This is a genomic window from Reyranella sp. GW821-FHT12G01, from assembly GCF_058806575.1.
In genome coordinates, this window is record NZ_JBXAPV010000002.1 from 1097550 (window position 1) to 1111613 (window position 14064).

At 67.4% G+C, this 14064-nt stretch carries 15 protein-coding genes; 6 read left to right on the forward strand and 9 right to left on the reverse strand.

Features of this window, described 5'->3' with window-relative positions:
• Positions 1-20 precede the first annotated feature (20 nt).
• Genes AC1RP5_RS24745 through AC1RP5_RS24755 form a run of 3 tightly spaced genes read right to left on the reverse strand, consistent with a single transcriptional unit; the run spans position 21 to position 1486 of the window.
• Positions 21-680, reverse strand: coding sequence for a 5-formyltetrahydrofolate cyclo-ligase (locus AC1RP5_RS24745; RefSeq protein WP_493115129.1), 660 nt, complete (start codon positions 678-680; stop codon positions 21-23).
• Between the two features lie 11 nt (positions 681-691).
• On the reverse strand, positions 692-1012 hold the full coding sequence (locus AC1RP5_RS24750) for a hypothetical protein (RefSeq protein WP_493115131.1): 321 nt from the start codon (positions 1010-1012) through the stop codon (positions 692-694).
• A 12-nt stretch (positions 1013-1024) separates the two neighbouring features.
• The gene (locus tag AC1RP5_RS24755) at positions 1025-1486 is read right to left on the reverse strand and encodes a DUF6306 domain-containing protein (RefSeq protein ID WP_493115133.1); all 462 of its coding nucleotides are present in this window, start codon (positions 1484-1486) and stop codon (positions 1025-1027) included.
• A gap of 91 nt (positions 1487-1577) precedes the next feature.
• Here AC1RP5_RS24755 and AC1RP5_RS24760 point away from each other — a divergent pair, with 91 nt between their 5' ends.
• Entirely contained in the window at positions 1578-2471 is an 894-nt protein-coding gene (locus AC1RP5_RS24760; RefSeq protein ID WP_493115135.1) for a LysR family transcriptional regulator, read from the forward strand.
• Positions 2472-2646: 175 nt separating this feature from the next.
• Here the strand turns inward: AC1RP5_RS24760 and AC1RP5_RS24765 are convergent, their stop codons facing one another.
• Entirely contained in the window at positions 2647-3867 is a 1221-nt protein-coding gene (locus AC1RP5_RS24765) for an NADH:flavin oxidoreductase/NADH oxidase family protein (protein WP_493115136.1), read from the reverse strand.
• Between the two features lie 222 nt (positions 3868-4089).
• Between AC1RP5_RS24765 and AC1RP5_RS24770 the strand changes: the two genes are divergently transcribed.
• Genes AC1RP5_RS24770 through AC1RP5_RS24780 form a run of 3 tightly spaced genes read left to right on the forward strand, consistent with a single transcriptional unit; the run spans position 4090 to position 5770 of the window.
• The gene (locus tag AC1RP5_RS24770; RefSeq protein WP_493115138.1) at positions 4090-4671 is read left to right on the forward strand and encodes a YqaA family protein; all 582 of its coding nucleotides are present in this window, start codon (positions 4090-4092) and stop codon (positions 4669-4671) included.
• A gap of 9 nt (positions 4672-4680) precedes the next feature.
• A complete protein-coding gene (locus AC1RP5_RS24775; RefSeq protein WP_493115140.1) occupies positions 4681-5187 on the forward strand; it encodes a disulfide bond formation protein B in 507 nt (168 codons plus the stop codon).
• 19 nt (positions 5188-5206) lie between these two features.
• A complete protein-coding gene (locus AC1RP5_RS24780; RefSeq protein WP_493115142.1) occupies positions 5207-5770 on the forward strand; it encodes a demethoxyubiquinone hydroxylase family protein in 564 nt (187 codons plus the stop codon).
• A 152-nt stretch (positions 5771-5922) separates the two neighbouring features.
• On the opposite strand, the gene AC1RP5_RS24785 is transcribed toward AC1RP5_RS24780, so the two are convergent.
• Together AC1RP5_RS24785 and AC1RP5_RS24790 are read right to left on the reverse strand one after the other, a co-directional pair.
• Positions 5923-6486, reverse strand: coding sequence for an HNH endonuclease (locus AC1RP5_RS24785; protein ID WP_493115144.1), 564 nt, complete (start codon positions 6484-6486; stop codon positions 5923-5925).
• Between the two features lie 148 nt (positions 6487-6634).
• The gene (locus AC1RP5_RS24790; protein WP_493115146.1) at positions 6635-7942 is read right to left on the reverse strand and encodes an MFS transporter; all 1308 of its coding nucleotides are present in this window, start codon (positions 7940-7942) and stop codon (positions 6635-6637) included.
• 21 nt (positions 7943-7963) lie between these two features.
• Here AC1RP5_RS24790 and AC1RP5_RS24795 point away from each other — a divergent pair, with 21 nt between their 5' ends.
• A complete protein-coding gene (locus AC1RP5_RS24795) occupies positions 7964-8692 on the forward strand; it encodes a hypothetical protein (RefSeq protein WP_493115148.1) in 729 nt (242 codons plus the stop codon).
• A 114-nt stretch (positions 8693-8806) separates the two neighbouring features.
• On the forward strand, positions 8807-9205 hold the full coding sequence (locus AC1RP5_RS24800; protein ID WP_493115150.1) for a hypothetical protein: 399 nt from the start codon (positions 8807-8809) through the stop codon (positions 9203-9205).
• 164 nt (positions 9206-9369) lie between these two features.
• Here the strand turns inward: AC1RP5_RS24800 and AC1RP5_RS24805 are convergent, their stop codons facing one another.
• From AC1RP5_RS24805 to ihpB, 3 genes are all read right to left on the reverse strand, one after another.
• The gene (locus tag AC1RP5_RS24805) at positions 9370-9741 is read right to left on the reverse strand and encodes a hypothetical protein (protein WP_493115152.1); all 372 of its coding nucleotides are present in this window, start codon (positions 9739-9741) and stop codon (positions 9370-9372) included.
• On the reverse strand, positions 9738-12926 hold the full coding sequence (locus tag AC1RP5_RS24810) for an efflux RND transporter permease subunit (protein ID WP_493115261.1): 3189 nt from the start codon (positions 12924-12926) through the stop codon (positions 9738-9740). The genes AC1RP5_RS24805 and AC1RP5_RS24810 overlap by 4 nt, the downstream gene beginning before the upstream one ends.
• Before the next feature lie 159 nt (positions 12927-13085).
• Positions 13086-14063 carry a divalent metal ion exporter adaptor subunit IhpB gene (gene ihpB, locus AC1RP5_RS24815; protein ID WP_493115262.1) on the reverse strand — a complete coding sequence of 326 codons (978 nt, stop codon included), beginning with the start codon at positions 14061-14063 and terminating at the stop codon, positions 13086-13088.
• Between the last annotated feature and the right edge of the window lies 1 nt (position 14064).

Consider the following 14064-nt stretch of genomic DNA (forward strand, 5'->3'; position numbering starts at 1 on the left):
GGACCAAGGGCTCGCAGACGCTACGCGACGAGGCCCGTCTCCGTGACGACGATGTCCATCGGGACGTCGTGCGGCTGCGGATAGATCGTGGGAATCGCGAGGCTGGAATAGCCCACGCCGACGATCCGCGGCTTCGGCGACACGGTCGCCAGCGTGCGATCGTAGAAGCCGCCGCCATGGCCCAGCCGATAGCGCTCCGCGTCGTAGCCGACGACCGGCGCGACCACGACGTCGGGCGTCACGACCGCGCCATCCACCGGAACCGGGATGTTCCAGACGCCGGGCCGCAGCAGCGCGCCGCGCGTCCAGGCTCGAAAGACGAGAGGCGCGCGTGGCTTCACGACGACCGGCAGGGCGCAGGCGACGCCGCGATCGGCCAGGCGCTCGCACCACGGCAGCAGGTTGGGCTCGCCACGAATGGGCCAGTAGACGCTCACGATCTTTCCCGAGAGATCGCCCAGCACCAGATCGAGCGCCGCGGCAATGCGTTCGGAATGGGCGTGCCGCTCGTGCGCAGGTATCGCCGTCCTGAGACCGATCAACCGTTCACGCTCGACCTTGCGCCAGCGCGCCACGTCGGATTTCTGGCGGGCATCGCCGTCGTCCACGACCAGCGCGCCCGTCTCCGGATCGACGAGATGCATCAGGCAGGGCGGCGAGGCGTAATCATCGTCGGGCATGGCTGGCAGCGTCAGGCCGGAAACAGGTCGCAAAGGCCGCGCACGAACGCGATCGTGCCGAGGCTTGCGGTCAGCAGCGCGAGGATGCCGTCTATGAGCGCGTCGCGATACCCTTCCCTCTCGCGCACGTCCCCCTCGCAGGTATCCACCATTGCCGCGACCGACGCGTAATGCAGCAAGCCGCTCAACGGCAGCAGCAATGCCGCGAAAACGAGCTGCCATGCGCCGGGCGCGAACAGCAGGCCCATCACTTCGAGCGCGAGACCCAGGGCAAACCAGAACGTGAGGCCGGCGGTGAACCAGGCCGATCTTCGCGCGACGAGGACGGACATGGCGACCTCCGGTCAGGCCAGGGCGGAGTTGGCGAGCGTGATGTTGGCGACATGCGACGACAGCATGTGGGCCAGGTCGGCATGGAGTTCGCGATCGCGAACCCGCGGGATCACGTCGCGCAACTTGCGCACGACCCAGCCTTGTCCGCGATTGAGGAAGACCAGGCGCTCCTTGATATCCTCGATGGCCATCGCCTTGGCGTGGAAGGTGCCGATGCGCGGCGAGGCCACGCCGCCCAGGGCACGGATCTGCCGCAGCAGCATGGCGCACCATTTCGCTTCGTCGTGCTCGATGGCCTTCAGGAGTTCGGACAGCTCAGGCTCTTGTGATTGCCGGCCGCTCTCCAGCGCCACCTTGGCGCCGGCGCGTTCGGCTTCGAGCAACTCGTTCAGGAGCGCGAGCAGTTCGACCGTATCGATCGGTGCGTTGTAGGCGAGCGGGGCGGAAATCGGTGCGGAGGCAAGGTCGGTCATGGTGTCTGAGGAGGATAGCCGCCGGCTTCATATCTGGAAAACGAGTAAAATCGACCGATAGAATCGATAAATCCGATGGTAAGCTCGGCCGATGGATACCGAACAGGCCCGCACCTTCCTGGCCGTCGTCGCCGCCGGCAGTTTCGTGAGCGCAGCGGAGCGGCTGCATGTCAGCCAGTCGACCGTCAGCACCCGCGTTGGCACGCTGGAGGAATTGCTCGGCTGCCGGCTGTTCGTGCGCAACAAGGGCGGCGCCGCCCTCACGCCGGCGGGCCGGCGCTTCCAGAAACACGCCTCGACGCTGGTGCGCGCGGTCGAACAGGCGCGCCACGACGTCGGCATTCCCGAGGGCTTCCGCGCCACTCTCACCGTTGGCGCCCGCATCGGTCTGTGGGAGGAGTTTCTGCTGCGCCAACTTCCCGCGATGCTGGGCAAGACTCCCGAGGTCGCGATCCGGGCCGAGATCGGGCTCGAGCCTGAGCTGATGGACGGGCTGGTCGAGGGCCGACTCGACTTTGCCATCATGTACACGCCCGAGAGTCGTCCGGGCCTTCGTGTCGAGCCGCTGTTCGACGAGAGGCTGGTGCTGGTGTCGACGCGCCCGACGCGGCGACCGGTCTTCGAGCCGGACTATGTCTATATCGACTGGGGCCCTGAATTCCGCGCGCGGCACGGCGCCAGCTTTCCCGAATTCTTCGGCGCGGCGCTCACCGCCAACATCGGCTGGCTCGGCCTCGAACACGTGCTGGCGAACGGCGGCTCCGGCTACTTCCCGCTGCGCCTCGTGCGCGCGCATCTCGAAGCCGGCCGGCTTCGGCTCTGCGCCAACACGCCGGAATTCTCGCTCACGGCCTATCTCGTCTTCCCCGCCGATGCCGACGCAAGCGTCGTCGAGCCGGCGCTTTCGCTCGTCCGGCAGGCGGCCCAACGCGAGGACAGGTTGAGGAAGACGCTGCCCGCTCGGCGGCGGGCGAGAGCCTTATGAGAGACGCCCTATGATCGGCGCCCGTCGAGCGGCGGCGGCGCGCGGTCGTTGCGATATTGCGAACTGCTGACGTTCGGCCAAAGCGGCTTCGCCATCTGATCCCCCAACAGAACCCTTTGCGGGTTTCTTCGGCGAAAGTGACAATCAGCGCTTACGTTGCCCTTACGGGTCTGCGCTACGCCCGCCCTTCGAGCGCCGCCGCCGTCTGTTCCTCGTTGGCCAGGTAACCGCGGATCGCCTCGTCGCCGCTCAGCGCCCGGTCGGGATCGCGGCCATCGCCATGAGCGATGAGCTGCAGGCAGAACCAGCCGAGCCCCGCCTTGGCCGGCACGATGCGCTCTTCATAGGCCTCGGCGCGGTCGGTCTCGCCGTTCAGGAGACGGTTGGGCAAATCGGTGTCGACGCACATCGGACGCCCCAGCCCGATCAGGTCGCAGGCGCCCTCGGCCAGCGCCGCTTCCATCGCCGCCAGGGTGCGGAAGCCGCCGGTCAGCATGATCGGCACGGTCGTCGCCTCGCGGATCAGCCGCGCATAGTCGAGGAAGTAGGCCTCGCGGCGCACGGTGCTTTCCTTGGCGCCGCTGCCCATCATCGCGGGCTTCTCGTAATTGCCGCCGGAGATCTCGATCAGGTCCACCGACGCCTCGCCCAGCCACTTCACGACCTGCAGGCAATCCTCATTGGAAAAGCCGCCCTGCTGGAAGTCCGACGAATTGAGTTTCACGGAGATGCAGAAGCCGGGGGCGGTCGCGGCGCGTACCGCGCGCACCACCTCGAGCAGCAGCAAGGCGCGTGCGGCGATGTCGCCGCCCCAGCGATCGTCGCGCTTGTTCACCAGCGGCGTCAGGAACTGGCTGAGCAAATAGCCGTGCGCGGCATGGACCTGCACGCCGGTGAAGCCCGCCGCCCGCGCGATCGTCGCGACCTCGGCGAAGCGGCGCGGCACGTCGGCCACCTCCTCCGCCGTCATGGCGCGCGGATGGGCGAAGGCGCTCTCAGGGAGAGCCAGCGGCACCGCCGACGGCGCCACCGGCTGCTCGCAGACGCGGCGCGGCGTCTGGCGGCCGGGATGGTTGATCTGCATCCAGAGCTGCGTGCCGTTGGCGGTGCCGGCCTGTGCATAGGCGCGCAACGCGTCGAGCCCGCCATTGTCGTCGATCACCACGTTGCCGGGCCGTTCGAGATAGCGCCGGTCGATCTGCACGTTGCCCGTGACCACGAGCGCCGCGCCACCTGCCGCCCAGCGCCCGTACAGCCGCACATGCCGCTCCGTCGCGCGATTCATCGGATCGGCCAGCCCCTCGGTGAGCGGCGCCTTGCCGATGCGGTTCTTCAGCACGACGCCGTTGGGCAGGGTGAGCGGCTTGGCGAGATGGAGCGGTTTGGACGAGGACATCGCGCGATTTTGCCAAACCGAAGCGCCCCGAGCGAGCGAACGGTTTCGCAACAGAGCGCGCCACTCGTAACGCAAAGGTCCCTCACTACGTTCGGGATGACAATTTCGTTGGAGTTTGGGCACTGCGCCAATCCAGGGCAGGCTGTCATCCCGAACGTAGTGAGGGACCTTTCAGCCATATGCCATAGCCCTGCCCCGGCCGGCGGGCTAGAAACGCAGCCCATGATCCGCCGCCTGTACGACTGGGTGATCCGCCTCGCCCAACACAAGAACGCCATCCCTGCGATGGGTGTGGTCTCCTTCATGGAGAGCTCGTTCTTCCCTATCCCGCCCGACGTGATGCTGGTGCCGATGGTGCTGGCCAACCGCGACAAGGCCTTCCGGATTGCCCTGGTCTGCACCGTCTGCTCGGTGCTGGGCGGCCTTCTGGGTTACGCGATCGGCTACTACTTCTTCGAGACCTTGGGCGCCTGGGTGGTGAAGACCTATGGGCTGCAGTCGGGCCTCGCGGCGTTTCGTGCAGGGTTCGAGCAATACGGGACCTGGATCATCCTCATCAAGGGCCTGACGCCGATCCCCTACAAGCTGGTGACCATCGCCTCGGGCGCCGCGCACTTCGACCTCTTCACGTTCGTGTGGGCGTCCATCTTGACGCGTGGTGTGCGGTTCTTCCTCGTGGCAGCCTTGCTGTGGAAGTACGGCGAGCCGATCCGGGCCTTCATCGAGAAGCGCCTGACCCTGCTCACCTGGATCTTCCTGTTCGCCCTGATCGGCGGGTTCGTCGTCGTCCGTTTCCTCTTCTAGGTTCTTCCGATGGCCGCAACGCAGCGCCTTCCCCTTCCCAGCCAGCTCGGCCTCATCGCCCTGCTCGGCAGCGGCGTCATGATCGGCGGCGCGCTGTTCTTCCAGTACGTGATGGGCTTCGCGCCCTGCGAGATGTGCCACTGGCAGCGCTGGCCGCACATCGTGGCGATGGTCGCGGGCCTCGCGGCTTTCGCCTCGTCGAGCCGGCCGAAGATGGCCACCGGTTTCGTGGCGATCGCCATTGCCGCCATCGCCGTCAGTTCGGCAATCGGCATCTTCCACGCCGGCGTCGAGTATCGCTGGTGGGCCGGCCCGCAATCCTGCACCGGCTCGGTGCCGACCGGCCTCTCGCCCGAGGAACTGAAGAAGTACCTGTTCGGCGCCAAGATGGTGCGCTGTGACGCCGTCGTGTGGTCGCTGTTCGGCATCTCGATGGCCGGCTGGAACGCGATCCTGTCGGCGATCCTTGCCGGCGGCCTCGCCTCGTCGCTGTCGCGGATGGCCAGGACTCGTTGAACCTTCGGAGGAGCCCGTCATGAAGACCGGCGACAACCGCAACCCCGGCGATCCCGATCCCCGCGAACTGGTGGAGCGCACGATCCGCGTCGACCAGGCCGGCGAGTTCGGCGCCGTGCGCATCTACGAGGGCCAGCTCGCGGCCCTGCGCTGGACTGGCCGCTCCAACAGCGAGACTGGCCGCCGCATCCAGCACATGGCCGCGCAGGAGCGCGAGCACAACAAAGTGTTCGACCGCCTGCTGGTCGAGCGCCGCGTGCGCCCCACGCTGCTGTCGCCGCTGTGGAACGTCGCGGGCTTCGCGCTGGGCGCCGCCACCGCGCTGATGGGCGACAAGGCCGCGATGGCCTGTACCGTCGCCGTCGAGGAGACGATCGAGGAGCACTACGCGCACCAGGCCGCGAAGCTCGGCGACGACGAGACCGAGCTGCGCTCGACCGTCGAGAAGTTCCGCGCCGAAGAGATGGAACATCGCGACGAAGCCCTGGCCGCGGGTGCCGAGCAGGCCGTCGGCTACGAGGCGCTGTCGGCCGTGATCAAGACGGGCTCGCGCCTCGCGATCTGGCTGTCGACGCGGATCTAGCGCCGCGAAAAAAGGTCCTTCGACTACGCGCCTTCGGCGCTTCGCTCAGGACGACGGATAAATAAAACACCCCGTCGTCCTGAGCGAAGCCGCCCGCAGGGCGGCGCAGTCGAAGGACCTCTTTTTCTTGGCCGCATTGACAGCAAGACCGGTCAGTTCTGGTCGAGTTCGCTATCCCAGTAAAGGAAGTCGCGCCAGCTCTCGTGCAGGTAACCCGGCGGGAAGGCCCGCCCGTGTTCCTGCAGCATCTGGGTCGAGGGTTCGACCGGGGCGCAGCGCAGGACGAGGCCGCTTTCCTTCAGCAGCATGTTGCCCTTGAACAGGTTGCACGGGCTGCACGCCGTCACGACGTTCTGCCAGCTCGTACGGCCGCCGCGCGACTTCGGTATCACGTGGTCGAAGGTCAGCTCGTTGGTGGCGAAGTCGCCGTTGCAGTACTGGCAGGTGAAGTGGTCGCGCAGGAAGACGTTGAATCGGGTGAAAGCCGGGCGGCGCGCCGCCGGCACGTATTCCTTCAGCGCGATGACGCTGGGCAGCCGCATCTCGAAGGTCGGGCTGTGGATGATGCGTTCGTACTGGGAGACGACGCTGACGCGATCGAGGAAGACGGCCTTTACGGCGTCCTGCCAGGACCAGACGGACAACGGGAAATACGACAGAGGCCGAAAGTCGGCGTTGAGCACCAGCGCATGGCAGGACTCAATGCCCGGGGTCACGGCTAGGCCCGCCGCCTCGGAGTGGGACTACTTGGAAAATCAATCCGGTCCAACATGCCGGCCATAGTGGCCGGACTTTCGGGGAAACACAATATGCTGCGGCCACCGTCACCGACATGTCATCCGGCCCGGGTCGGTGCCTGCAGGTTCAGCGACTGAGCCGCTCCCGCGCCCCGGCCTCGGAGCCCAGCGTGCCCGCCGCGGTCGCGAGCGCCAGCACCGAAAGCACCATGACGGCGGCGTAGCCGCCGGTGAGATCGTGCAGCACGCCGCCGATCCAGGCGCCCAAAAACCCGCCCAGGCCCATGCCGATGGCGATCAGCCCGTAGATGCGGCCGAAATGCGCGCCTCGATAGCGCAGGGTCGCCAGGGTCGAGATCATCGGCCCGCGCGAGCCCATGCTGCCGCCGAACAGGAAGACGAAGATCCACAGCCAGACATCGTCGGTCGGCCCGCGCACCATGGCCAGCGCACCCACACCGGCGATCGAGCAGGCATAGGCCAGGATCGCCGCCAGCCGCCGTCCGCCGCGATCGGACAGCCACGAGAAGCCGATCATGCCGAGCGGCGTCAGGAAGCCCGCGACCGCCATCGCCCGCGCGGCATAAGGACCGTCCATGCCGCGCTCCAGCAGATAGACCATGGTCTGCGGCATCAGCGAGAAGATGCCGATCGAGGTCAGCGCGAACGACGAAGTCAGCGCCCAGAACGGCCAGTCGCGCAACGCCTCGCGCACCGTGATGCCGGGCGCCGCCGTCTCGCGCAGCTTGGCGAGACCGGGCGCGCCGCGCTCGATCCTCTTCCACGGCAGCACCAGCAGCAGCGGAATGAACAGCGCACTCACCGCGCCGAAGACGAGATAGGCATGACGCCAGCCATCGGTCTCGATCAGGTACTGCGCCGCTGGGAAGGTCGCCATCGCGCCGACACCCGACGCCGACCATGAGACGGCCAGTGGCACGCCCAGCCGATTGGCCGGGAACCAGCGGCCGATCAGCGACGAGGAAAGGATGCCCGAGAGCGAGGCGGCGCCAAACCCCATCATCACGCCGAGCGACAGGTAGAGATGCCAGAGATGGGTCGCCTGCGAGGCGAGCGCCGTGCTGCCGGCCGCCGCGATCACGCCGAACACCGTCAGCGCGCGCAGTCCGAAGCGGTCGAGTATCCAGCCGGTGATCGGCGCGGCGGTGCCGCCGACCAGCAGCGCGAAGCTGTAAATCAGCGTGACCGAGCCGCGATTGGCGTCGAAGGCATGCTGGAGAGCGGGCACGAAGACGAGGAACGTGTCGCTGATCGAGCGACTGGCCACGCCGAGCGCAAAACACAGCGCCACGAGCGCCCACGGCAAAGCCGATCCCATCGATTCACCCTCGACGATGGAGCGGCGCGACGCAAGCGACGGGCGAGGCCGGCAGGCTTGCATTCCCCGCATGCGCGCGTCAGTTTCTGCGGCCATTTTCACGCTGCGAGGGCCCAGGTGGACGACTCACTCATCATCCCGCTCGGCTTCAACGGCCCGCGCCTGTCGGGCAATGGCGGCTATGTCGCCGGCGCACTGGCCGAGCGCTACACCCAGGCCTTCGGCGGCGACGGCGCCGTCGAGATCACGCTCCGCGCGCCGATCCCCATCGAGACGAAGATGCGCCTCGTGCGCGAGGATACCGCGTTGATGATGCGCGACGGCGACACGCTGATCTGCGAGGCGCGCGCCGGTAAGGTCGATCATCTCGACCCGCCGAAGCCCCCGAGCGACTGGTCCGAGGTGATGCACCAGGACGCGGTCGGCGGCTGCGGCGAGGGCAGCGACTTCCAGTGGTGCCTGGTCTGCGGCCGCAGCCGCGACGTGGGCGACGGCCTGCGCGTGTTCGGCAGCGCTCTCGGCGCCGGCGGCACCTCCCTCTCCTGCTACGTCCCGCACGCCAACCACGCCGACGAAGACGGCCGCATCAAGCCGGAGTTCCTGTGGGGCACGCTCGACTGCCCAGGCGCCTGGGCCGCGCAAGACCCCGACGACTGGCGCGCCGCCCTCACCGGCCGCATGACCGCGAAGGTGCTCGATCGCCCCAAGGTCGGCGAACGCTGCGCCGTCGTCGGCTGGCGCATCGGCGCCGAGGGCCGCAAGCTCTACTCGGGCACCGCGCTCTACACGGAGTCAGGCCGCCTCTGCGCGATCGGCCACTGCACGTGGATCGTGCTGAAGGAGTAGAGGCGGGTCCAATTCAGTTGCGACCCATTCTCAATTGAAAGGACATACCCGGCGGCGGACGTTTTATGGTCGCAGTTTCATGCTCAGAATCCGGTCAGTCGTCTGGAAGGTCACGTGGAAATCGCGCCGTCCCTCATCGTCATCGCCGTCGCGATCGCAACTTTCGTTCTGCTGCTGGTGATCGGAGGCCGGCAGAGCGCAGTCGTTCCGGGCGCGGGACGGGCCGTGGAGATCGTCTCGGCCGGGATGGTCGCGATCAACGTGTCGAGCGTGCTCGGACTCGCCTGGTTCGCGAGCGAGATGTTCACCTACGACGGCATGATGGTCTTCGAGTTCTCGCTCTGCGCCGGGCTGGCCGGTCTGCTCGTGCTGTTCACGGGCGGCGGCTTCGCGCTCGGACGACATGGCAGGACCGTGTCCGCCCTCGTCCTGCTGGCGTTCGGCGCCCTGCCGACGCTGCTGGTCTACGGCTTCCTGATCTATCTCAGCGCCAATCCGATCGACTGGAAGTGAGGCGCGCCGCGAGCGCGCGTTTCTGCTTCGGCCCCATACCCCCACCTCATCCTGAGGAGGCGCGCGCAGCGCGCCGTCTCGAAGGATGGGCAACAGACGCAGTGCGTGTGCCCACCCTTCGAGACGCGGCCCGCTGGGCCGCTCCTCAGGGTGAGGTGATTTCGCTAGAACTTAACTTGCCCCGACTTGCCGGCGGCGTTCTTCAGCACGAGCGTCACGGTGGCGCCGGTCGGGATCGCGGCCTTGGCCTCGCCCTTCAACGCGGTGTCGCCGGACGGCGCGAGTTGCACCGTCTCGCGAGCGCTGCCCGCGACGATCAGCACCGTGCCGCTAAAGCCCTTGGCCGAGGTCGGCTTGTTGTTCTCGTCGAGGATGTTGATGGTCACCGCGTTGCCGGCCATCACCAGCTCGGCGTGGACGCCGGCCACGTCCTGCACGGCGCCGCCATTGGGGCCCTTGGTGCTGCCATGGCTGTGCTGGGCGACGGCCAGGCCCGCCCACAACATCATCGCCGCGGCGATCAGAAACGTCTTCATGCGCTCTCCTCTTGTTGAACCGGTTTGTCGCGATGGAACAGGGCGTACAGCGCCGGCAGGACCACCAGCGTCAGGATGGTCGACGAGATGATTCCGCCGATCACCACGGTGGCGAGCGGTCGCTGCACTTCGGCACCGGCGCCGGTCGCGATCGCCATCGGCACGAAGCCGAGCGACGCCACCAAAGCGGTCATCAGCACGGGCCGCAGCCGCTTGATCGAGCCTTCGCGCACCGCCTCGGCGACCGGCCTTCCCTGGGCCCGCAGGCCCTGGATGAACGAGATGATCACCAGCCCATTCAGCACGGCGACGCCCGATAGCGCGATGAAGCCCACACCGGCGCTGATCGACAGCGGGATATCGCGCAGCACCAGCGCCGCCACGCCGCCGGTCAGCGCCAGCGGCACGCCGCTGAACACCAGCAGCGCATCGCCGACAGAGCCCAGGCTCATGCACAGCAGGACGAAGATCAGCAGCAGCGCCACCGGCACGACGATCGCCAGGCGCTGCGAGGCGCCGACGAGCTGCTCGAACTGGCCACCCCAGCCGATCCAGTAGCCGGCCGGCAGCTTCACCTGCGCAGCTACGACCCGCTGAACCTCGGACACGAAGGAGCCGAGGTCGCGGTCGCGCACGTTGGCTGAGACCACGATGCGACGCTTGCCGTTTTCGCGGCTGATCTGGTTCGGCCCCGGCGCGATCTCGATCGAGGCCACGGCAGAGAGGGGAATGTAGGGCGCGGCATTGCCGAGTCCGGTCTGCACGAGGCCGCGACCGTTCTCCTTGGTGCCGTTGGGCTGAATCGGCACCGGGATCGGCAGCGAAGTCAGCGCCTCGACATCGACGCGCATGTGCTCGGGCAGCCGGACCACGATCTCGAAGCGGCGGTCGCCCTCGAAGACGAGGCCGGCCTCGCGCCCGCCGACCGCCATGGCGACCACCTCCTGCAGCTCGGCGAGGCTTATGCCGTAGCGCGCCAGTGCGGCCCGGTTGGGCTTCACGGTGAGCATCGGCAGGCCGCTCACCTGCTCGGTCTTCACGTCGGCGGCGCCGGGCACGGAGCGCACCACGCCCTCGACCTTGGTGGCGATCGACAACAGCGTATCGAGATCGTCGCCGAAGATTTTTATGCCGAGATCGCTGCGCACGCCGGAGATCAGCTCGTTGAAGCGCATCTGGATCGGCTGCGTGAACTCGTAATTGTTGCCCAGGATCTGCTCGACCCGCTTCTCGATGGCCGTCACCAGGTCGGCCTTCGAACGCTTGGGATCGGGCCATTCGGAACGGGGTTTCAGCAGGATGAAATTGTCCGCGACGTTGGGCGGCATCGGGTCGGTCGCGACCTCGGCCGTGCCGATCTTGGCCGCGACTTCCTTGACCTCGGGGAATTCGAGGATTGCCTTCTCCAGCGCCTCCTGCATCTGCACCGACTGGCTGAGGCTGGTGCCGGGAATGCGCATCGCATGCATGGCGATGTCGCCCTCGTCGAGCGAGGGGATGAACTCGCCGCCCATGCGCGAGGCCGCGACGCCGGCCACCGCGACCAGCATAAAGGCCATCACCACCACGACGTGGCGCAGGCGGATGGCGGTCTCCAGTGCGGGCGCGTAGAGCCGCAGCGCACCGCGCATGAAGAAGTTCTCCTTCTCCGAGACCTTGCCCGTCACCAGCAGCGCCACCGCCGCCGGTACCAGCGTCATGGAGAGGATCGCGGCGCCCGTCAGCGCCATCAGGACGGTCAGCGCCATCGGCGTGAACATCTTTCCTTCCACGCCGGTCAGCGTGAGGATCGGCAGATAGACGACGCCGATGATCACGGTACCGAACAGGCTGGGCTTGATGACCTCCTGCGCGCCCGCGAGGATCGTGGCGAAGCGTTCGTTGCGCGTCAGCAGCCGGCCGCGTTTGTGTTGCTCCTCGGCCAGCAGGCGCAGGCAGTTCTCGACCACGATCACCGCCCCGTCGACGATGATGCCGAAGTCGATGGCGCCGAGGCTCATCAGGTTGGCGCTGATATGGTTCTCGACCATGCCGGTGATGGTGAAGAGCATCGACAGCGGGATGACGCAGGCCGTCACGAAGGCCGCGCGGAAATTGCCCAGGATCAGGAACAGTACGACGACGACCAGCAGCGCGCCTTCTAAAAGGTTCTTCTCGACCGTCCAGATCGTGGCTTCCACGAGCTTGGTGCGGTCGTAGATCGCCTTGGCGACGACGCCTTCGGGCAACGATCCCGCGATGGCGTCGAGCTTGCTGGCCACCCGTTGCGCGGCCGTGCGGCTGTTCTCGCCGATCAGCAGCATGGTCGTGCCGATCACCGTCTCCTTGCCGTCGAGCGTGGCGGCTCCGGTGCGCAGGTCGGTGCCCTCCTTGACCTCGGCCACGTCGCCGATGCGGATCGGCACGCCACCGCGCGTGCCGACCACGATGTCGCGGATCTCCGGCACGGTGTTCACCTGGCCGGGCGTGCGCACGAGATACTGCTCGCCGTTGCGCTCGATGTAGCCCGCGCCGACATTGGCATTGTGCGTCGCCAGCGCCGACATCACGTCGCGGAAGGTGAGCCGGTAGGACATCAGCTTCGCAGGGTCCGGCAGGACGTGGAACTGCTTCTCGTAGCCGCCGATCGTGTTGACCTCGACGATGCCGGGCACGGTGCGAAGCTGCGGCTTGATGATCCAGTCCTGGATGGTGCGCAGGTCGGTCGCCGTATAGGGCTGGCCGTCCGGCTTCTTCGCACCGGGCCTGGCCTCGACCGCGTACATGTAGATCTCGCCCAGGCCCGTCGAGACCGGCCCCATCGCCGTCTCGGTGCCCGACGGCAACTGCTCCTTGGCCTGCTGGATGCGTTCGTTCACGAGCTGGCGAGCGAAGTAGATGTCGGTGCCGTCCTTGAAGACGACGGTGACCTGGCTCAGGCCATAGCGCGACAGCGAGCGGGTATATTCGAGCTTCGGCAGGCCGCCCATCGCCGTTTCCAGCGGGAAGGTGATGCGCTGCTCGACCTCCAGCGGCGAGTAGCCCGGCGCCACGGTGTTCACCTGCACCTGGACGTTGGTGATGTCGGGCACCGCGTCGATCGGCAGCCGCGTGAAGTTCCACGCGCCCAGTGCGCCGACGGCGATGGCCGCGAGGATGACGAACCAGCGGTTCTGGATCGAGAAAGCGAGGATGCGGTTGATCACAACGATGCCCTCCACACCACCGCCTCATCCTGAGGAGGCGCGCGCAGCGCGCCGTCTCGAAGGATGGGCAACGGACGCGGTGCTCGTTCCCACCCTTCGAGACGCGCTCCTGCGGAGCGCTCCTCAGGGTGAGGTCGTTGTGTGTGACGTGTGCGGCAATCAATGCTCATGCGCCGCTCCCGCCTTGCCGATCTCAGCCTTGATCACGAAGCTGTTCTTCGCGGCATAGAGGTCGCCGTCGACGACGCCGAAGATCACCTCGACCCAGTCGGCATCGCGGCCGCCGAGCTCGACCTCGCGCGTCTCGAAGGCCTCGCCTGCGCGCACGAACACCACCGTCTTGCCGTCGAGCGTCTGCAGCGCGCCGGTGCTGACCGCGACCTCGACCGGCCGCGCCGAGAGCACCACGCGGCCACTGACGAACAGGCCCGGCCGCAGGCGGCCATCATTGGCCACGATGGCGCGCGCCACCGCCGACTGCGTGTCGCTGGCGCCGATCGGCGAGAGGTAATCGATCTTCGCCTCGATCGGCGGGCCGCCGTCGCCCACGTCGATCGACACGGCATCGCCCAGGCGCACCTTGGCGAAATCCTTGCGGAAGACGGCGAAGTCGAGCCACATCGTCGACAGGTCGGCGATGGTGAAGATCGGTCTCGCTTCCGAGGCGAACTCGCCCAAGGTGCCGTCGCGGTCGATCACGGTGCCGTCGATCGGCGCCTTCAGCTCGTAGACGGTGAGGCTCTGGTTGCTCTCGACCGTCGCCAGCACCTCGCCCGCCTTCACCCTGTCGCCCAGCCGCTTGCGCATGCTGCGGATGACGCCGGGAAAGCGCGGCGTCACCTTCACCAGCGTCTCCTGGTTGGGCTGGATCGTACCGTTGAGCAGCAGCGTGTCGCGGAGTTCGCGCGGTCCCGCCTTCAGGATCTCGATCCCGGCCGCCGCGACCTGGGCGTCGGTGAGCTTCACCCCCTCGTCGTGACCGTGCGCGTCCTTCTCCCCTTCCTTCCCATGGCCACCCTTGCTGGCCGTGGCCTTGGACTGCTTGGCGAACCGCGCGTCGAAGACGTAATAGCCGGCGGCACCCAGGATGCCGGCGCAGACCAGGGCCACGACCGCGTAGCCCAGAAGCTTCTTCACG

Bases quoted from the DNA above. Each gene is read 5' to 3' on its own strand.
- AC1RP5_RS24745 (WP_493115129.1), bottom strand. From the start codon at position 680: ATGCCCGACGATGATTACGCCTCGCCGCCCTGCCTGATGCATCTCGTC.
- AC1RP5_RS24750 (WP_493115131.1), bottom strand. From the start codon at position 1,012: ATGTCCGTCCTCGTCGCGCGAAGATCGGCCTGGTTCACCGCCGGCCTC.
- AC1RP5_RS24755 (WP_493115133.1), bottom strand. From the start codon at position 1,486: ATGACCGACCTTGCCTCCGCACCGATTTCCGCCCCGCTCGCCTACAAC.
- AC1RP5_RS24760 (WP_493115135.1), top strand. From the start codon at position 1,578: ATGGATACCGAACAGGCCCGCACCTTCCTGGCCGTCGTCGCCGCCGGC.
- AC1RP5_RS24765 (WP_493115136.1), bottom strand. From the start codon at position 3,867: ATGTCCTCGTCCAAACCGCTCCATCTCGCCAAGCCGCTCACCCTGCCC.
- AC1RP5_RS24770 (WP_493115138.1), top strand. From the start codon at position 4,090: ATGATCCGCCGCCTGTACGACTGGGTGATCCGCCTCGCCCAACACAAG.
- AC1RP5_RS24775 (WP_493115140.1), top strand. From the start codon at position 4,681: ATGGCCGCAACGCAGCGCCTTCCCCTTCCCAGCCAGCTCGGCCTCATC.
- AC1RP5_RS24780 (WP_493115142.1), top strand. From the start codon at position 5,207: ATGAAGACCGGCGACAACCGCAACCCCGGCGATCCCGATCCCCGCGAA.
- AC1RP5_RS24790 (WP_493115146.1), bottom strand. From the start codon at position 7,942: ATGGCCGCAGAAACTGACGCGCGCATGCGGGGAATGCAAGCCTGCCGG.
- AC1RP5_RS24805 (WP_493115152.1), bottom strand. From the start codon at position 9,741: ATGAAGACGTTTCTGATCGCCGCGGCGATGATGTTGTGGGCGGGCCTG.